Source organism: Mesorhizobium sp. B2-8-9, from assembly GCF_006439475.1.
Classification (GTDB): Bacteria; Pseudomonadota; Alphaproteobacteria; order Rhizobiales; family Rhizobiaceae; genus Mesorhizobium.
In genome coordinates, this window is the sequence record NZ_VFTQ01000004.1 from 142,326 (window position 1) to 161,639 (window position 19,314).

Sequence of the window (19,314 nt, forward strand, 5' to 3'; positions counted from 1 at the left end):
AGCGGTGTCAGCCTTTGCGCTGCCCTCGTCGCGACATAAGCTGACACGATGCGTCCCACCGTCCTCGATCCCTTGTTCGTTCCGATCACTTCGCTTGCCGGCGTCGGCCCGAAGGTCGGATCGCTGATCGAGCGTGTGGTGCCGGCCGACCTCGGCGATCGCGCTGCGCGCGCGGCCGACCTTCTGTTCGTGCTGCCCAACACGGTCATCGACCGCCGCAACCGGCCCGGCATCGCGCTGTCGGCCGAGGGCCAGATCGTCACGCTCGAGGTGCGCGTCGACCGCCACCAGCCGCCGCCGCGCGGCAACAGGTCGGTGCCGTACAGGGTTTACGCCCATGACGACACCGGCGAGGTCGCGCTGACCTTCTTCCATGCCCATGCCGCCTATCTGCAGAAAATGCTTCCCGAGGGCGAGCGTGTGGTGATCTCAGGCCGCATGGAGTGGTTCAACGGCCGCCCGACGATGGTCCATCCCGACCACATCGCGCCGATCGACGAGGCCGAGGGCCTACCGTTGGTCGAGCCGGTCTATCCGCTCACCGCCGGCCTCTCGGCAAAGGTGTTGCGCCGCGCCATCGGACAGGCGCTTGGCCGCCTGCCAGAGCTGCCGGAGTGGCAGGACGACGCCTTCATGCGCCGCCATACATTCCCGTCCTTCGGCGATGCGCTTGCGCGCATCCATTATCCGAAGGATCCGATCGACGTTGCCGTCGAGGGGTCGGCCTGGCGACGCCTTGCCTATGACGAATTGCTGGCCGGCCAGGTTTCGCTGGCGCTGGTGCGAGCGAGAATTCGCCGGCTCTCGGGCCGGCCGCTTACCGGCGACGGCAGCATCGTCGAGAAGCTGCGAGCTGCCCTTCCCTACAAGCTCACCACCAGCCAGGAATTCGCGCTCGGCGAAATCAATGCAGACCTTGCCGATCCCGAACGCATGCTGCGCCTGCTGCAGGGCGATGTCGGCTCAGGCAAGACGGTGGTGGCGCTGCTCGCCATGGCGCGCGCGGTCGAGGCCGGCGGCCAGGCGGCCCTGATGGCGCCGACCGAGATCCTGGCGCGCCAGCATCTGGCGACGATCGCGCCGCTGGCGGAAAAAGCCGGCCTGCGCCTCGCTATCCTGACCGGGCGCGAGAAGGGCCGCGAGCGTGCCGAGACGCTTGCCGGTCTTGCCGGCGGCGAAATCGACATCATCGTCGGCACGCATGCGCTGTTCCAGGAAAGCGTGACGTTTCACGACTTGGTGCTTGCCGTCGTCGACGAGCAGCACCGCTTCGGCGTTCATCAGCGCCTCGCCATCACCGCCAAGGGCGATGCACCCGATATGCTGGTGATGACGGCGACCCCCATCCCGCGCACGCTGGTGCTGACCGCCTTCGGCGACATGGACGTCTCGAAACTGACCGAGAAGCCGGCCGGCCGGCAGCCGATCCGCACCGTCACCTTGCCGATGGAACGGCTGGATGAGCTGGTCGGCCGCATGCTTGACGCCGTCGCCGATGGCCAGAAGATCTACTGGATCTGCCCGCTGGTCGAGGAATCCGAAGAGATCAAGCTGATGTCGGCGGAGGACCGCTTTGCTTCGCTGAAACCGCTCTTCGGCGACCGGATCGGCCTGGTGCACGGTCGCATGAAGGGTGCGGAGAAAGACGAGGCGATGCGCTCCTTCAAGCAGGGCGAAACGCGCATCCTCATCGCCACCACCGTGATCGAGGTCGGCGTCGACGTGCCCGACGCCACGATCATGGTGATCGAGCATGCCGAACGCTTCGGCCTTGCCCAGTTGCACCAGTTGCGCGGCCGGGTCGGGCGCAGCGACAAGCCCTCCTCCTGCGTCCTGCTCTACAAGGAGCCGCTCGGCGAGACGGCCAAACGCCGGCTCTCGGTGATGCGCGAGACAGAGGACGGCTTCAAGATCGCCGAGGAGGACCTGAAACTGCGCGGCGAAGGCGAGTTGCTGGGCACCCGCCAGTCCGGCACACCAGGCTTCCAGGTGGCGCGCCTCGAGTTCCATGCCGATCTGCTCGAAGCCGCGCGCGACGACGCACGCCTGATCCTGTCGCGCGACCCAGAATTGCAGTCCGAACGCGGCGGGGCGCTGCGGCTGCTGCTTTATCTGTTCGGCCGCGATGAGGCGGTGCGGCTGCTGCGCGCCGGCTGAGCGGTGCCAATCGCCGGGTTGGCGAGGCCGCCTTCGACGGGCTCGCCGTTCAGCGTCACCAGCTTGGCCTTGACCTCCGGCGCCACCATGCCGGCCGAGACGATCAGCTTGGCGCCGTCCTCGATCGACATGTCGAGCGGCACGATCTCGGATTTGTGGACATACATCAGGAAACCGGTGGTTGGATTGGGCGTGCAGGGCATGAACACCGCAATCAGCGGATCACCTTCCTGATCGAGCTTCTGGTTGATCTCGGTTTCCTTGTCGCTGGCGACGAAGACCAGCGACCAGACGCCCTTTCTCGGATATTCGACCAACCCGACCTGGCGGAACATGTCGCCCTTGTTCGACAGCACCGTCTCGAAAATCTGCTTCAGCGAGCCATAGATGCCACGCACCAGCGGCATGCGGCCAAGCAGCCGCTCGCCGAAATTGACAATGGCGCGGCCGACGATGTTCGCCGTCAGGAAACCGATCAGCGTGATCAGCACCAGCGCCACGATCAGCCCGAAGCCCGGAACCGGGAACGGCAGATAGGTATCGGGATTGTAGCGGGCTGGAATATAGGGTTTTACCCAGGAATCGACCCAGCCGATAAGCGACCAGGCGATATAGACCGTGATCGCCAGCGGCGCGCAGACGATGAAGCCGGTCAGGAAATAATTCCTTAGCCGGGTCATGCCAGAGGTCTTCAGGGCGTCGGACATGGGTTCACCGCGGCGCAGGTTGCAACGCTGAGATTAGTGAACCGCGAGCCGGTTTGGAACTGCGAAGTTTTTAAGGGTGCCCTCCATCAACCGGCTTTCAGCATTCCAAATGGAAGCTGCTCCGTTCGCGATTGGCCGCAACACCCCTCCCTCGTCATCCACGGGCGGAGCGGGAGCGAAGCGGACGCGCAGACCCGAGGATCCATTCCGTGACGCCGGCCAAAAAATGCCACCCGTCAGAATAGTCCCTAACCATCAATTCGTTATCGTTCACGCATGACCGGCTATGTCTATATGACAGCAAGCAAGAAGCGCGGCACCATCTACACTGGTGTGACGAACGATCTTGGCCGGCGGATGCCGGAGCACAGGTCCGGCGAAGGCTCGCGCTTTACCGGGCGCTACGGCGTACAACGCCTGGTCTGGTACAAGGAGTATTTCGACATCCGCGATGCGATCCAGCGTGAAAAGTCGCTGAAACGCTGGCCTCGCCAGTGGAAGATCGAACTGATCGAAAAGGCCAATCCCGAGTGGTTCGAGCTGTTCCGCGGTATCGGGTGGTAGTGCCTAATTCTGCACCGCTTTGATCCGCCGCAAACGTCACGGAATGGATCCTCGGGTCTGCGCAGGAGCTTCGCTCCTGCTCCGCCCGTGGATGACGAAAGAAGGCTGTTGGCCGTCGCACTTCGAAGTACTGTCACTAACCGAGGAACCCATGACGCAATCCACAATCCGGCGGTAGTGACGGTGCTACTCCACGGTCACCGATTTCGCCAGATTGCGCGGCTGGTCGACGTCGGTGCCCATGAAGACGGCGGTGAAATAGGCCAGCATCTGGATCGGCAGCGCGTAGATGATTGGCGAGATGATCTCCGGCACTTCGGGCAGGATGATCGTCTCCATCGTCTTGATGCCGGCCTGCGCCGCGCCCTTCTTGTCGGTGATCAGGATGATCTTGCCGCCACGCGCCGCCACTTCCTGCATGTTCGAGACGGTCTTTTCGAAGATGCGGTCATGCGGCGCAATCACGATCACCGGCATGTTCTCGTCGATCAGCGCGATCGGACCATGCTTCAGCTCGCCGCCGGCATAGCCTTCGGCGTGGATGTAGGAGATTTCCTTGAGCTTCAGCGCGCCTTCCATGGCCAGCGGAAAATTGGTGTCGCGGCCGAGATAGAGCACGTCCTTGTAGCGCGACAGCTCGCGCGAGATGCGCTCGATCTGCTCGTCAAGCTTCAGCACCCGGGTGGCGTAGCGCGGCGCCTCGGAAAGCTCGCGCACCAGCTGCTTTTCCTCATCGCGCGAGATCGTGCCGCGCGCCACGCCCGCGCGGACCGCGAGCGCAGCCAAGACGGATAGCTGGCAGGTAAAAGCCTTGGTCGAGGCGACGCCGATCTCCGGCCCGGCCAGCGTCGGCAGCACGACGTCGGATTCGCGCGCCATGGTCGATTCCCGCACATTGACGACAGCGCCGATTTTCATGCCGGCCTTGCGGCAATAGCGCAGCGAAGCAAGCGTGTCGGCGGTCTCGCCCGACTGCGAGATGAAGAACGCCGCGTCATTGGCCGAAAGCGGCATCTCGCGGTAGCGGAACTCGGAGGCGACGTCGATGTCGATCGGCAGCCGTGCATAGCGCTCGAACCAGTATTTGCTGATCAGCCCGGCGAGGTAGGCGGTGCCGCAGGCCGAAAGTGCCAGGCGGCCGATCTTGGCGAAGTCGAAGGGCAGGTCGAGCGGCTTCGACACCCCCGATGCGAAATCCAAGTAATGCGCCAGCGTGTGCGAGATCACCTCCGGCTGCTCATGGATTTCCTTTTCCATGAAATGGCGGCGGTTTCCCTTGTCGACCATGAAGCTGGTCGACAGCGACTGCTGGCGCTTGCGGTCGACCTGTCTGCCGTCGATGTCGTAGATGGTCACGCTTTCGCGACGCACGACCGCCCAGTCGCCGTCTTCGAGATAGGTGACCGCATTGGTGAAAGGCGCCAGCGCAATGGCGTCGGAGCCCAAAAACATCTCGCCCTCGCCATGGCCGACGGCCAAAGGCGGTCCGTTGCGGGCGCCGACGATCAGGTCCTCGTCGCCCTTGAACATGATTGCCAGGGCAAAGGCGCCGGAAAGCCGCTTCAGCGCCGCATGCGCGGCTTCCACCGGCTTCAGCCCCTTGGCGAGCTCGCGCGCCACCAGATGCGCGACGACCTCGGTGTCGGTCTGCGAAGAGAAAGAGTAGCCGTCGCGGGTGAGTTCGTCGCGCAGCTCGGCGAAATTCTCGATAATGCCGTTGTGGACAATTGCGACGCCTTCGGAAAAATGCGGATGCGCATTGGTCTCGTTGGGCACGCCATGCGTCGCCCAGCGTGTGTGGCCGATGCCGATCGTGCCGTCCAGCGGCTCGTCCTTCAGCCGGCGTTCGAGATTGACCAGCTTGCCCTCGGCGCGGCGGCGGCCGAGCTCGCCCCTTTCGATGGTGGCGACGCCGGCCGAGTCGTAGCCGCGATATTCAAGCCGCTTCAGCGCATCGACGATGAGCGGCGCGACTTGGCTTCGGCCAACGATTCCAACGATACCGCACATGGCGATTGCCCCCGATTCCCAGCAGAAAACCCAGCGCTATCTATGGATTGCCGGCCTGCCGTAAAAGTCACTTTGCGTTTCGTTCCATGTCACCGGGAACGGTTTTGTACCATTGGACATTCTCAGAACGCCCTTGCAATCCGGTTACCGCAAACGCTTGTCTTGTCGCTTAGACGGTTTGGCGGTGTTCATCACCATGTAAACATTTGAGGCCGGAGCATGTCATCGTTCGAACGACGAACGCCACGCCACAGTTGGCAAAGGCCCGTATGGCGAACGCTCCTTGGGGCCTTGCCTCGGCTCGAATTGGGCAGTTTATTCGACCAATGAGCAAAGCGACGCACACCCTAACGCTGTGGCGGCCGGTTGGACCGCAGGAGTTGACGCTGATCAAGGCTTTGGGCATGCGCGAATTTCCGCCGCGCCTGCCCGATCAGCCGATTTTCTATCCGGTGCTCACTGAAGCCTATGCTGTCCAGATCGCCCGCGACTGGAACGTGCAGGCGAGCGGTTCCGGCTTCGTCACGCGGTTTGAGGTCCTGAAAAGCTTTCTCGACGGCTACCGCGTCGAGCACGCCGGCAGCAGGGCGCATCTCGAATATTGGATACCCGCCGAAGACCTGCCTCAATTCAACAAGGCAATCGTCGGCGAGATCGTGGTAACGGCTGCTTTCGGCAAAATCACCGAAAGCACCACCTGAAACCCTATTCCGCCGCAGCCTTCTTCTTCGCCGCGGCGGCGGAAGCAAAGCGCTCGCGCAACTCCTTGCCCTTGCCGGGAATCGTCTTCTGGCGGGCGCGGCCGAAGGCCAGCGCGTCGTCGGGCACGCTTTCGGTGATCACGCTGCCGGAGGCGATATAGCCGCCCTTGCCGATCGAGACCGGCGCCACCAGCGAGGAATTCGAACCGACAAAGGCCCCCTCGCCGATGTCGGTGAAGAATTTCGAGTAGCCGTCATAATTGCAGGTGATGGTGCCGGCGCCGATATTGGCTGCTGCACCCACGCGCGCATCGCCGATATAGGTCAGGTGGTTGACCTTGGCGCCCTCCTCGATCGTCGCCTGCTTGACCTCGCAGAAATTGCCGACCTTTGCCTTGTTTCGAAGATCCGCGCCGGGCCGCAGCCGGGCGAACGGCCCGACATCGCAATTTGAGGCGATCGTTGCGCCCTCGATATGGCTGAAAGCATGGATCTTGGCGCCCGATGCGATCTTGACGCCCGGCCCGAACCAGACATTCGGCTCGACGATCGTATCGGTGCCGATCTCGGTATCGTGCGAGAAATAGACGGTTTCGGGCGCTATCAGCGTGACCCCGGACAGCATCGCCTCGCGCCGCCGGCGAGTCTGCCAGATGGCTTCCGCCTCGGCGAGCTCGGCCCGGTTATTGATGCCGAGCGCGCTTTCGAAACTCGCTTCCGTCGCCACCACGTCGAGCCCTTCCGCGCCGGCGATCTCGACGATGTCGGTGAGGTAAAATTCGCCCTTGGCGTTCTTGTTACCGACCTTGTCGAGCAGCCGCAGCGCATGCTTGGCCGCCACCGCCATCATGCCGGCATTGCAGAAGCCGATCTTTTTCTCTTCCTCCGAGCAGTCCTTCTCCTCGCGGATGGCGATGAGATGACCGTCCTTTTCGATCAACCGGCCGTAGCCAGCCGGGCTTGGCGGACGGAAGCCGATCACCGCGACGGCCGCACCCTCCGCCAGCTTCTGCCGCGCTGCGGCCAACGCCTGCGCATCGATTAGCGGCGTGTCGCCGAACATCACGAGAATATCGTCATAGCCCTTTGATATCGCCTCGCGCGCGGCGAGAACCGCATGCCCGGTGCCGAGCCGCTGCTCCTGCACGAAGGTCTCCGCCTTCGGCGCGAATTTCTGCACCGCCTTGCGCATCTCGTCTGCGCCGTGGCCGATCACCAGCGCCACGCCGGTCGCACCGGCAGCCTCAGCAGCTTTCACGACGTGAGCCACCATCGGCAGGCCGGCAATGGCATGCAGCACCTTGGGCATCGCGCTTTTCATGCGGGTGCCTTCGCCGGCGGCAAGGATGACAGACAGGCAGGATCTCTGGCTCATGGATGGGCAACCGTATGAAAAAGGTTTGAATCAACGCATATTAACAGCGTAGGCCATGCTGCACCAATGCGGTTAAATTCCGGTGAGATGGCAAAGCCAAGTCTCCAAGTGCGAACGTCGGGTGTGATGCCCGATACAAAAGCACCGCCACGGTGGCGTCAGCCGGTTACACAGGTCAGGAAATATCCCCGGCCTGCTGGGGTGCTGCGTCGCAAGCGGGATAGCGAAATCTCGTGAAGGCAAGGTCGAGCTGCGTTTTCCGTTCCCCATCGACGACGGGCGGAGACTGGGAGAGATGGATACCATGCGCGTGGCGCGTCTGGAAGTTGGCGGGACATGGACGCGGAGCGGCACGCGTGCAGGCGCTTGGCCGAGCGGTGCGATGACCGTGCGGCGCCACCTCGCTGCGATCCTGGCTTGCGACGTGGTCGGTTATTCGCGCCTGATGGAGCGCGACGAGCGCTGCACGCTCGAGCGGCTGAAGATCTACCGCAAGGACCTCCTCGAACCGCTGGTCTCCGAGCATCAGGGTCGGATCGTCAAGCTCACCGGCGACGGCATGCTGTGCGAATTCGCGAGCGTCGTCAACGCGGTGACCTCGGCGATGGCGATCCAGCGGACCCTGGCAGAACGCGAGGCGGAGACCCCCGAGGAAGAGAGGATTCGCTTCCGCATCGGCGTCAATCTCGGCGACGTGGTTTGCGAGGAGGACGGCGACCTCTACGGCGACGGGGTCAACATCGCCGCCCGCCTCGAAAGCGTCGCCGATCCCGGCACCGTTGTCGTCTCGGGCACCGCCTACGACCACCTTCAGGGCAAGCTCGACTGCGGCTTCACGCCGCTCGGCGAGCTGCGCCTCAAGAACATCGAGCGGCCCGTGCGCGCCTACCGCGTCGAGTCCGACGCCAGCGCTGCCCCGCCTCCCCTGCCCGAGAAACCCTCGATCGCGGTTCTGCCTTTCACCAACATGAGCGGCGATCCCGATCAGGAATACTTCGCCGACGGGCTGGTGGAGGACATCATCACGGGATTGAGCCGAGTGAACTCCTTCTTCGTGATCGCCCGCAACTCGTCCTTCACCTACAAGGGCCGGGCGGTGGACCTGCGCCAGGTCGGGCGCGAGCTGGGCGTCCGCTACGTGCTCGAAGGCAGCATCCGCAGGGCAGGATCGCGGGTGCGTATCAGTGGGCAGTTGGTGGACGCGATCAGCGGACACCATGTCTGGGCCGACCGCTTCGAGGGCGATATGTGCGACATCTTCGACCTGCAGGACAAGGTGACCGAGAGCGTCGTCGGCGCTGTCGAGCCGAGCATCCGGCTGGAGGAAATCAAGCAGGCGCGCATGAAGCCGACCGACTACATGAGCGCCTACGACCTCTACCTTCGCGCGCTGCCGCGCTTCTACAGCATGACGCGCGAAGGCTTTGCCGACGTGCGTCGGCTCACCAACGAGGCGCTTAGCATCGACCCCGGCTTCAACTTGGCGAAGGCACTCGGCGCCTATATCCGCAGCATATCCGTGAGCCAGTGCTGGCACGAGCCCGAGGATACCCGGGTCGCCACGCGCATGGCGCGCGAGGTACTGGCGGAAGCGCGCGACGACCCCACGAGCCTGCGCTTCGCCGCGCAGGTGATCGCCTACAGCGCGAAGGACTACGAGATGGCGCTGGCCACGATCGAACGATCCCTGCTGCTCAATCCCAATTCGGCGCAGGGCCATACGAGCTGCGGTTGGGTCAACGCACATTCCGGCCGCCCGCTCGTCGCGATCGAGCACTTTCACAGGGCAATGCGGCTGAGCCCGGTCGACCCCGAGAAGGGCATCGCGCTCTCGGGCATCGGGATGAGCTACCTGATGCTCGAGCGCTACGAGGAAGCGCTGGCATGGGGAGAACGCGCGCTGCAGGAGATGCCGAACTACGGCTCCTCGCACCGGGTGGTGATTATGGCGCTGGTCAAACTCAACCGGCTGGAGGAGGCGCGGGCGGCGGCGCGGCGGCTGATGGAGGCGTTCCCGACCTACACGCTCACCCTGCAGAGACAGATCAACCCATGGCAGGACAAGGTGTTCGGCGAGCGTTACGTCGAGGCGCTGGGCATCTCCGGCGTGCCGGAGTGATCGTCGCGGCGGAAATTCCGGTGAGACGGCGGAGCAGGTGACTCGATGGGTTGTCTGAACATAGTGGTCGCCCCAGGTCTCCATAGCAAATTATGGAACACGAGATAGAGGGCACAGGACCCTTCGATGCTGATCTCTACAACGGGTTCACAGCTCGACTCTCTGCCAGCAACTAAACTACCCCAGCCTTCCCAGCACCGGGAAATTCTCCAGTAGCCAATAGGATGCGCTCTGCACGCCGCCGGTGAGGAACAACACGCCGGCGATGACCAGCAGCGCGCCGATCGCCTTCTCGACGCGGCCGAGATGGACGCGGAATTTGCCGAGGAAGCGCATGAAGGCGCCGGAAAACAGCGCCGCGATCAGGAACGGGATACCGAGGCCGAGCGAATAGGCGGCAAGCAAAAGCGCGCCCTCACCCACGGTCTCGCGCCCGCCGGCCAAAGTCAGGATCGGTCCCAGCACCGGGCCGATGCAGGGCGTCCAGCCGAAGGCGAAGGCCAGCCCCATGACATAGGCCGCGATCATGCTCGCCGGCTTGCCCTGCGATTGGAAGCGCGCCTCGCGCGACAAAAGCGGAATGCGCAGGATGTCAAGGAAGTTCAGGCCCATGATGATGATGAGCGCTCCCGCCGCCATCGCCAGTGGCTCCTGCCAGACGCGCAGCAACCGCCCGATGGTCGAGGCCCCGGCGCCGAGCGCCACGAAGACGGTGGAAAAGCCGAGCACGAAGGCCACGGAAGCATAAAGCAGCGCGCCGCGCGCGCCCTCCTTCGCCGTGACGCTCTGATTGCCGCGGAAATCGTCGACGGAAACGCCGGCCATGTAGCAGAGATAGGGCGGCACCAGCGGCAGCACGCATGGCGACAGGAAAGAGATCGCCCCTGCCCCGACCGCGCTGACATAGCCGATGTCCAATGCCATCCAATGAGTCCGATTGTGCTAGCGACGATATAGCGATGCGGGCACGCCCCTGCCAATCACCATTGTGTGGCAAGTCGCCGCTTCGCCGCAGGAAGAAACAGGCAAACGCGTTGACCGAACAAGCGCGCGATAGCCGCCCGCCCGGTTCGAGGCGCGCATACATCCATCCCCAAAAAATGTGATCTTTGCCATACACTCTAAGAGTGTATCGTCCGCGGCCGCTTCCCAAATTGGCCGCTTCCCCTTGACCGATGACAAAAGCACGGCCATGTGAGCGACGAAAAGAGTGGGATTTCGTCGTGCGTCGCGGAGTTCTTCCGCCACCTCACAGCTGATTAAGAGACCTCATGGACGTCGTCGTCGTCGAATCGCCGGCCAAGGCGAAGACAATCAACAAATATTTGGGCAAGAACTATAAGGTTCTGGCCTCGTTCGGCCATGTCCGCGATCTGCCGGCCAAGGACGGCTCGGTGCGGCCCGACGAGGACTTCGCCATGTCCTGGTCGGTCGACACCGCGTCCGGCAAGCGCCTCGCCGACATTGCCAAGGCGGTCAAGGATGCCGACGGGCTGATCCTCGCCACCGACCCGGATCGCGAGGGCGAGGCGATTTCCTGGCATGTGCTGGAAGTCCTGAAGCAGAAGCGCGCGCTGAAGGACAAGCCAGTCAGCCGCGTCGTCTTCAACGCCATCACCAAGGCCTCGGTGCTCGATGCGATGGCCCATCCGCGCCAGATCGACGCGCCGCTGGTCGACGCCTATCTCGCCCGCCGCGCGCTCGATTATCTCGTCGGCTTCACGCTGTCGCCGGTGCTGTGGCGCAAGCTGCCGGGCGCCCGCTCCGCCGGCCGCGTCCAGTCGGTGGCGTTGCGCCTGGTCTGCGACCGCGAATCCGAGATCGAGCGCTTCATCCGCGAGGAATACTGGCAGATCGCCGCTATCCTCGGCACCCCGCGCAACGACAGTTTCGAGGCGCGGCTGACCGCCTTCGCCGGCAAGAAGCTGCAAAAACTCGACATCGCCAACAAGGCGCAGGCCGACGACATCAAGGCGATGCTCGAAGGCGCGACCTTCAAGGCCTTGTCGGTCGAAGCCAAGCCGACAAAACGCAATCCCGGCCCGCCCTTCACCACCTCGACGCTGCAGCAGGCCGCCTCGTCGGGCCTCGGTTTCTCGGCCACGCGCACCATGCAGGTCGCGCAAAAGCTCTATGAGGGCATGGACATCGGCGGCGAGACCGCCGGCCTCATCACCTATATGCGAACCGACGGCGTGCAGATGGCGCCCGAGGCGATCGAGGCTGCCCGCAATGCCATCGTCAGCGAGTTCGGCGCCAAATACCTGCCGGAGAAGCCGCGTTTCTATACCACCAAGGCGAAGAACGCCCAGGAAGCCCACGAGGCGATCCGGCCGACCGATTTCAAGCGCACGCCGGCTTCCGTTCGGCAATATCTCGACGCCGACCAGGCCCGGCTCTACGAGCTGATCTGGAAGCGCGCCATTGCCAGCCAGATGCAGCCGGCCGAGATCGAACGCACCACGGTCGAGATCGAGGCGGTCAACGGCGCCCGCACCGCGGAGCTGCGCGCGATCGGCTCCGTCGTCCGCTTCGACGGCTTCATTGCCGCCTATACCGATCAGAAGGACGAGGACGCCGAGGACGAGGAGAGCCGCCGCCTGCCTGAGATCCGCTCCGGCGAGCAGCTTGCCCGTCAGGCGATTAACGCGACCCAGCACACCACCGAGCCGCCGCCGCGCTACTCCGAGGCGTCGCTGATCAAGAAGCTGGAAGAGCTGGGCATCGGCCGGCCATCGACCTACACCGCGATCCTGAAGACGCTCGAGGACCGCGATTACGTCACCATCGACCGTCGCAAGCTCGTGCCGCAGGCAAAGGGCCGGCTGCTCTCGGCCTTCCTCGAAAGCTTCTTCGAGCGTTATGTCGAATATGACTTCACCGCTTCGCTCGAGGAGAAGCTCGACGAGATTTCCGACGGCAAGCTCGCCTGGAAGGACGTGCTGCGCGACTTCTGGAAGGATTTCTCCGGCGCCGTCGACGACATCAAGGAACTGCGCGTCGCCGACGTGCTCGATGCGCTCAACGAAGAGCTCGCGCCGCTGGTCTTCCCGGAGCGCGAGGACGGCTCCAATCCGCGCATCTGCCCGAAATGCGGCACCGGCAACCTGTCGCTGAAGCTCGGCAAGTTCGGCGCCTTCGTCGGTTGCTCGAACTATCCCGAATGCTCCTACACCCGCCAGCTCGGCGACGCCGCCAATCCCAATGGCGAGAACGGCAATGGCGAGGACGGCGTCAAGCTGCTCGGCAAGGATCCTTACACCGCCGAGGAAATTACCCTGCGCAGCGGCCGTTTCGGCCCCTATATCCAGCGCGGCGAAGGCAAGGAGGCCAAGCGCTCCAGCCTGCCCAAGGGCTGGACGCCCGACTCGATCGACCACGAGAAGGCGCTGGCGCTGCTGGGTCTGCCGCGCGATGTGGGAAAACATCCCGAAACCGGCAAGATGATCTCGGCTGGCCTCGGACGCTACGGCCCGTTCGTGCTGCATGACGGCACCTATGCCAATCTGGAAAGCATCGAGGACGTGTTCTCGATCGGCCTGAACCGCGCCGTTTCGGTGATCGCCGAGAAGCAGCAGAAGGGCAAGGGTGGCCGCAACGGCGCCACGCCGGCGGCGCTCAAGGAATTGGGCGATCATCCCGACGGCGGCGGCAAGATCGTCGTTCGCGACGGCAAATATGGTCCGTACGTCAACTACGGCAAGGTCAATGCGACGCTGCCAAAAGGCAAGGATCCGCAATCGGTGACGATGGAAGAAGCGCTCGCCCTGATTGCAGAGAAGGAAGCCAAGGGCGGAGGCGGCAAAAAGCCCTTCCGCCGGGCGGCGAAGAAGGGGTAGCAGGACGTGGCGCGCAGGATCTCCGGAAGAAGCCACGGCGATCCGCGCAACGCCGACACCAGGGCCAAGGTCAAGGACAACTATCGTCCGTCGCGTGACGAGGTCCTGCGCTACATCGCCGAAAATCCCGATCGTTCCGGCAAGCGCGAGATCGCCAAGGCCTTCGCGCTGCGCGGCGATGACCGCATCTGGCTGAAAGACCTGTTGCGAGACCTGCAGGATGAAGGCCTCCTCAACAAGGAGCGCAAGCGCCTCACCCGCGCGGGCGCCGTGCCTCATGTCGCGGTGCTCGACATTTTCGGCCGCGACGATGACGGCGTGCTTCTGGCGAATCCGAGCGAATATACCGGCGCCGGCTCGCCCCCCGTTATTGCCATCCGAATCTCGCGCGCCGCCGGCGGCCCCGTCCCCGGCATTGGCGACCGCGTGCTTGCCAAGACTTCCCCGACCGACGATCCGTCAGGCCCTGCCTATACCGGGCGGGTGATGAAGATCTTCGAGAAGCGCAGCGAGGCCGTGCTCGGCGTCTTCCGCGTGCTGAAGGATGGAACGTTCCGCATCGAGCCGGTCGAACGGCGCCAACCGGAACTGATCGTCGACAAGGAATTCCACAACGGCGCCAGAAATGGCGATCTGGTGGAGGTGGAGCCGGCGCGGGCATCCCGTTACGGACTGCCCCGGGCAAAGGTGCTGGCGGTGCTGGGCTCGCTGAGCAGCGAGAAGGCGGTCTCGATGATCGCCATCCACGCCCACGACATTCCCCATGTCTTTCCTGCGGACGTGATTGCCGAGGCCGAAGCGGTGAAGCCGGCGACGCTCGATCACCGCGAGGACTGGCGCAGTCTGCCGCTGGTGACCATCGATCCGGCCGATGCCAAGGACCATGACGACGCGGTCTTCGCCACGCCCGACACGGACGAGAAGAATCCCGGCGGCGTTGTCATCACCGTGGCGATCGCCGATGTCGCAACCTATGTTCGCTACGGCACGTCGCTCGACCGCGAAGCCCTGAAGCGCGGCAATTCGGTCTATTTTCCGGACCGCGTCGTGCCGATGCTTCCTGAACGCATCTCCAACGATCTCTGCTCGCTGCGCGAGGGCGAAGACAGGCCGGCAATCGCCGTGCGCATGACCTTCTCCTCGGAAGGCCGCAAACTCAGGCATTCCTTCCACCGCGTCATGATGAAGTCGGCCGCCAAGCTCGCCTACCCGCAGGCGCAGGCCGCGATCGACGGCGCGCCCGACGACAAGACACGGCCGATCCTCGACAGCGCTTTGAAGCCGTTATGGGACGCCTACGCCGTGCTCAGGCGCGGCCGCCAGTCCCGCCAGCCGCTTGAGCTCGACCTGCCCGAGCGCAAGATCCTGCTGAAGCCCGACGGCACGGTCGACCGCGTCGTCGTGCCGGAGCGCCTCGACGCGCACAAGCTCATCGAGGAATTCATGATCCAGGCCAATGTCGCGGCCGCCGAGACATTGGAGGGCAAGAAAGAGCCGCTCGTCTACCGCATCCATGACGCGCCGTCACTCGCCAAGCAGGAATCGCTGCGCGAGTTCCTGGCAACGCTCAGCCTGTCCTTGGCGCGCGGCGCGCAGATGCGGCCGAGCCAGTTCAACGGCATTTTGGAGCGGGTGCGCGGCGCCGACAACGAGGCGCTGGTCAACGAAGTGGTGCTGCGCTCGCAGAGCCAGGCGGAGTACTCGCCGAAGAACATCGGCCATTTCGGCCTCAACCTCAGGCGCTACGCCCATTTCACCTCGCCGATCCGCCGCTACGCCGATCTGATCGTGCACCGCGGGCTGATCGCGGCGCTTGGCCTCGGGCCCGGCGGCCTGGCGCAGCAGGAGGCGGACCGACTGGAAGAGGTCGCCGCGCTGATCTCGGCGACCGAGCGTCGCGCCATGGCGGCCGAGCGCGATACGGTCGACCGGCTGATTGCCGCCTATCTCGCCGAGCGCGTCAACGACACGTTCGACGCGCGCATCTCCGGCGTCACCAAGGCGGGACTCTTTGTCCAATTGCCGCGGTATGGCGCCGACGGCTTTATCCCGGTGTCAACTCTGGGCGGCGACTACTATATCTACGACGAAACGGCCCGATCGCTGTTCGGGGAACGCACCGGCAAGGGCTATCAGCTTGCCGATCGTGTCGAAGTTCGGCTGGTCGAGGTCGCGCCAATGGCCGGTGCGATGCGTTTCGAGATGCTGACCGACCCGAAGCCCCTGCCCGGCTCGAGGCGGTCGTTCCACAAGGCCAAGGGCCGCGCCCGCGCGTCGCAATCGCGCGTCGGTCCGCGCGGCAGGAGACGATAATGCCAGGTAACTTTCAAGTGCAAGAACAGGTTTTCGGCGGCGAGCATCATTCGGGCCGCGTCGCGCGTCCGTTGTGGACGGCGATCAAGCGCGGGATACTCGGCCGCTGCCCGCATTGCGGCAAGGGAAAGCTGTTCCGCGCTTTCGTGAAGCCCGTGGACAAGTGCGAGGTCTGCGGCGAGGAACTGCACCACCATCGCGCGGACGACCTGCCTGCCTACCTGGTCATCGTCATCGTCGGTCACATCGTCGTTGGCGGCTTCATGGCCGTCGAGGCCGCGTCGACGCTGTCGACCTGGCAGCACGCGCTGATCTGGGTTCCGCTGACCATTATTCTGGCCGTTGCACTGCTGCAGCCGGTCAAGGGAGCTGTCATCGGCCTGCAATGGGCGCTTTATATGCACGGCTTCGGCGACGAGAAGGACGAATTCGAGAGCCATTAATTAAGCCAGGCCGCACCGCGGTCGGCCCTGGTGCAAAGGCCGCGACGCGCAAGCCACTTTCGCATCAAGGAAGTTTCCGCTAGGTCGAGCGCATGGAAGGAATGACCAAGGCGGATGTCGACAAGCTCGATAAGGGCCTGGCCGTACGCAGCGGCCGAGCGTTGCGTCCGCGTGATGCGGCGACCCTCATTCTGCTCGATCGCCGCGGCAAGGACGTTCTGGTGCTGATGGGCCGGCGCCATGCCGGGCACGCCTTCATGCCCGGAAAATTCGTCTTCCCCGGCGGCCGCACCGATCCCGCCGACAGCCGCGTTCCCGTCGCTGCCCCTCTGGGTGGTGAGGAAGAAGGCAAGCTGGCCGCAGGCCCCGGCCGTGCCAGCGCGGCGCGGGCCCGCGCAATCGCCCTGTCGGCGATTCGCGAGACCTATGAGGAAGCCGGCCTGCTGATCGGCCGCAAGGGCACCTTCTCGACCGCAAAGCGCGACTGGCAGGGTTTCGCCGAACACGGCGTGATCCCCTCGCTGGACGCGCTCCGCTTCGTCGCCCGCGCCATCACTCCGCCCAATCGCGTGCGCCGTTTCGACACGCGTTTTTTCAGCGCCTGGCGCCACGACGTTGCCGTGGAATTGCCCGGCGGCGGTCCGACGAACGAACTCGAAGAACTCGTCTGGCTGCCGCTTGCCGATGCCCGCAAGGCCGACATCCCCGACATCACCGGCATGGTCCTGGAAGAACTGGAAAGTCGGCTTGCCGAAGATCCACTGCTGCGGCCGGGGGGCGCCGTGCCGTTCTTCCGGCTCGTCCGCAACCGCTTCGTCCGCGAAGTCCTTTAGAAGCAGAGCATTTTGATCTCATGACGGTCGATACCCAACAACAGGGCGACGAACGCGTACACTGGCTGCCGATGGTCGCGGCGATCTCTTCGATCAGCGTCGTCGGCATCGCCATCGGCCTAGGCATGCCGCTGCTCAGCGTGATTCTGGAAAGCCGCGGCCATTCCGCTTCGATGATCGGCCTCAACACCGCCGTCGCCGGCCTCGCCTCGATCGCCGGCGCGCCTTTGGCCACGCCGCTCGCCATGCGGCTCGGCGTCGCCTGGACCATGCTGTTGATGATTGCCATCGGCGCGCTCGCCTTCGTCGGTTTCCATTTCGCGCCGGATTTCTGGATGTGGTTTCCGCTCCGCGTCGCCCTGCACGTCTCCCTGACGGTGCTGTTCATCCTTTCAGAATTCTGGATCAGCACCTCGGCCCCGCCGAACCGGCGCGGCCTTGTGCTTGGCATCTACGCCACCGTGCTGTCGCTCGGCTTCGCCGCCGGACCATGGCTGTTCGCCCATCTCGGCAGCACGGGCTTCCTGCCGTTCGGCGTCACCATAGCGCTGGTGACGCTTGCCGCCATTCCGGTGCTTGCGGCCCGCAACGAGAGCCCGAGCATCGTCGCCGACAGCGAAACCAGCCACTTCCTGCGCTACATCTGGCTGGTGCCGACCGCGACCTTCGCCGTGCTTGTTTTCGGCGCCGTCGAGACCGGCGGTTTCTCGCTCTTCCCCGTCTATGGCAGCCGTATCGGCTATTCGGAAGCCGACGCCGCGCTGCTTCTGACAATGATCGGGCTCGGCAATGTGCTTCTGCAGATCCCGATCGGCATGATCAGCGACCGCGTTTCCGACCGCCGCTACCTGCTGCTGGCCTGCGCCACGGTCGGGCTCATCGGCACGGTCTTCATGCCGTTCTTCGCACAGAACTGGCATCTGATGGCGGCCCTCCTGTTCGTCTGGGGCGGCGTCGTCGCCGCCATGTACACGATCGGCCTTGCCCATCTCGGCTCGCAGCTGTCCGGCCATGAACTGGCATCCGCCAATGCTGCCTTCGTGCTCTGCTATGGCGTCGGCATGGTGCTGGGTCCGCAGGCGATCGGCATCGGCATGGACGCCTTCGGCCCATCCGGCTTCGGCTGGTCGCTGGCCTTCTTCTTCGCCGCCTACATGGCTTTGATCCTGGTCAGGCTGGTGCGCAAGATTCTCTAGGCAATGCCGCTGAAGCGTCGGGCATCCTGACATCACCGTGTCAGCAGCACCCCTGCTATACCTGTCTCCAGCGCGAGGTAGGAGAATTGCGATGGTCGACAGCGGCTTTGAAACCAGATCCCTCAGGATGGAACTGCTTCTGCTCGTCACATTCCAAGCGCAGGCCGCCGATGTCGAGCGCATCATGGAGGCCGTGGTGGCGATCACGCCGCTGCGCATGGGCAAGTATGACGCCAACGCCTATCAGTCGGCGCAAGGCATCGAGCGCTACCGGCCGCTCGAAGGCGCCGCGGCCGGCGCTGAGACCGAACTGCGCCGGCGACCCGGCACCGTCGAAGTGTCGTTCGAGATCGCCGACGACCAGGCACTCGCCGCTCGTGTCGTCGAGGCGATATTCCAAGCCCATTCCTACCAGGAGCCCGTCATCCGCATCCAGCCGCTGCTCGCCAGCCGTTCCAAGGGTCTTGACGATCGTGCCAATCCCAACCGCTGGTGGAACACCACGGGCGACTGGAAAAAGGCGGGGCAATTGGTCGAGCATAACGCTTGAGACGTGGACACGGGCCATGCCGAAATGAGGCGAAGAAGGCGCTCGGGCTTGACTTTCCGGGCGCGTTCTTTATGTGTCGCGCCAAGTTTCCCGCGTCCGGGTGTTTCCCCGTGCTTCAGCGGCCAAAACTCCACGAACATTAACGGACGAAAATCATGGCCAAAGCCGCAAACATCAAGATCAAACTTCTGTCGACCGCCGACACCGGGTTCTTCTACGTCACCAGCAAGAACAGCCGTACCAAGACGGACAAGCTCTCGTTCCGCAAGTACGATCCGGTCGCCAAGAAGCACGTCGAGTTCAAGGAAACCAAGATCAAGTAATCTGGCTATCCCGAGAAATCGAAACGCCGCCCTCTGGGCGGCGTTTTTGTTTTAGGAAGGACCGGACGACAAAGGAGCCGTGCCACGATCAAGCACGGGGGTTCCGATGTCGGTTTTGAGAAAAGGGGGCCGGTCGGCGGTTGGCAGCGGTACGAGGAGGCCACTATGTGCCAGCGCCGGCCGG

The 19,314-nt window shown here is 64.1% G+C and carries 15 protein-coding genes; 11 read left to right on the forward strand and 4 right to left on the reverse strand.

Annotated features, from left to right (window positions below; all coding sequences use genetic code 11):
- The first annotated feature begins 48 nt into the window (after positions 1 to 48).
- Positions 49 to 2,157: an ATP-dependent DNA helicase RecG gene (recG, locus tag FJ423_RS06885; protein WP_140840307.1), complete on the forward strand. Its 2,109-nt coding sequence runs from the start codon at positions 49 to 51 to the stop codon at positions 2,155 to 2,157.
- Here the strand turns inward: recG and FJ423_RS06890 are convergent.
- A complete protein-coding gene (locus FJ423_RS06890) occupies positions 2,109 to 2,864 on the reverse strand; it encodes a DUF502 domain-containing protein (protein WP_140840309.1) in 756 nt (251 codons plus the stop codon). The genes recG and FJ423_RS06890 overlap by 49 nt on opposite strands.
- 276 nt (positions 2,865 to 3,140) lie before the next feature.
- Between FJ423_RS06890 and FJ423_RS06895 the strand changes: the two genes are divergently transcribed.
- Positions 3,141 to 3,428: a GIY-YIG nuclease family protein gene (locus FJ423_RS06895; protein WP_140840311.1), complete on the forward strand. Its 288-nt coding sequence runs from the start codon at positions 3,141 to 3,143 to the stop codon at positions 3,426 to 3,428.
- Positions 3,429 to 3,614: 186 nt separating this feature from the next.
- Here the strand turns inward: FJ423_RS06895 and glmS are convergent, their stop codons facing one another.
- Complete coding sequence (gene glmS, locus FJ423_RS06900; RefSeq protein WP_095765116.1) at positions 3,615 to 5,438, reverse strand: glutamine--fructose-6-phosphate transaminase (isomerizing); 1,824 nt, start codon at positions 5,436 to 5,438, stop codon at positions 3,615 to 3,617.
- A gap of 326 nt (positions 5,439 to 5,764) precedes the next feature.
- Here glmS and FJ423_RS06905 point away from each other — a divergent pair, with 326 nt between their 5' ends.
- The gene (locus FJ423_RS06905) at positions 5,765 to 6,139 is read left to right on the forward strand and encodes an ADP-ribosylation/crystallin J1 (RefSeq protein ID WP_140840313.1); all 375 of its coding nucleotides are present in this window, start codon (positions 5,765 to 5,767) and stop codon (positions 6,137 to 6,139) included.
- Between the two features lie 4 nt (positions 6,140 to 6,143).
- Here the strand turns inward: FJ423_RS06905 and glmU are convergent, their stop codons facing one another.
- Positions 6,144 to 7,514 carry a bifunctional UDP-N-acetylglucosamine diphosphorylase/glucosamine-1-phosphate N-acetyltransferase GlmU gene (glmU, locus tag FJ423_RS06910; RefSeq protein WP_140840315.1) on the reverse strand — a complete coding sequence of 457 codons (1,371 nt, stop codon included), beginning with the start codon at positions 7,512 to 7,514 and terminating at the stop codon, positions 6,144 to 6,146.
- Positions 7,515 to 7,809: 295 nt separating this feature from the next.
- Between glmU and FJ423_RS06915 the strand changes: the two genes are divergently transcribed.
- A complete protein-coding gene (locus FJ423_RS06915; protein ID WP_224636303.1) occupies positions 7,810 to 9,633 on the forward strand; it encodes an adenylate/guanylate cyclase domain-containing protein in 1,824 nt (607 codons plus the stop codon).
- Between the two features lie 177 nt (positions 9,634 to 9,810).
- Here FJ423_RS06915 and FJ423_RS06920 read toward each other — a convergent pair whose 3' ends face one another.
- Entirely contained in the window at positions 9,811 to 10,557 is a 747-nt protein-coding gene (locus tag FJ423_RS06920; RefSeq protein ID WP_140840317.1) for a cytochrome c biogenesis CcdA family protein, read from the reverse strand.
- 347 nt (positions 10,558 to 10,904) lie between these two features.
- Here FJ423_RS06920 and topA point away from each other — a divergent pair, with 347 nt between their 5' ends.
- The 7 genes from topA (at position 10,905) to rpmG (ending at position 19,130) form a co-directional block, all read left to right on the forward strand.
- Positions 10,905 to 13,472, forward strand: a complete 2,568-nt coding sequence (gene topA, locus FJ423_RS06925) for a type I DNA topoisomerase (protein ID WP_140840319.1) — start codon at positions 10,905 to 10,907, stop codon at positions 13,470 to 13,472.
- A gap of 6 nt (positions 13,473 to 13,478) precedes the next feature.
- Complete coding sequence (rnr, locus tag FJ423_RS06930; protein ID WP_140840321.1) at positions 13,479 to 15,785, forward strand: ribonuclease R; 2,307 nt, start codon at positions 13,479 to 13,481, stop codon at positions 15,783 to 15,785.
- Complete coding sequence (locus tag FJ423_RS06935) at positions 15,785 to 16,228, forward strand: DUF983 domain-containing protein (protein ID WP_140840323.1); 444 nt, start codon at positions 15,785 to 15,787, stop codon at positions 16,226 to 16,228. The genes rnr and FJ423_RS06935 overlap by 1 nt, the downstream gene beginning before the upstream one ends.
- 92 nt (positions 16,229 to 16,320) lie before the next feature.
- On the forward strand, positions 16,321 to 17,061 hold the full coding sequence (locus FJ423_RS06940; protein ID WP_140840325.1) for an NUDIX hydrolase: 741 nt from the start codon (positions 16,321 to 16,323) through the stop codon (positions 17,059 to 17,061).
- A gap of 20 nt (positions 17,062 to 17,081) precedes the next feature.
- Complete coding sequence (locus tag FJ423_RS06945; RefSeq protein WP_140840327.1) at positions 17,082 to 18,257, forward strand: MFS transporter; 1,176 nt, start codon at positions 17,082 to 17,084, stop codon at positions 18,255 to 18,257.
- 91 nt (positions 18,258 to 18,348) lie between these two features.
- A complete protein-coding gene (locus tag FJ423_RS06950; RefSeq protein ID WP_140840329.1) occupies positions 18,349 to 18,807 on the forward strand; it encodes a hypothetical protein in 459 nt (152 codons plus the stop codon).
- 155 nt (positions 18,808 to 18,962) lie between these two features.
- Complete coding sequence (rpmG, locus tag FJ423_RS06955) at positions 18,963 to 19,130, forward strand: 50S ribosomal protein L33 (protein WP_006201775.1); 168 nt, start codon at positions 18,963 to 18,965, stop codon at positions 19,128 to 19,130.
- The last annotated feature ends 184 nt before the right edge of the window (positions 19,131 to 19,314 follow it).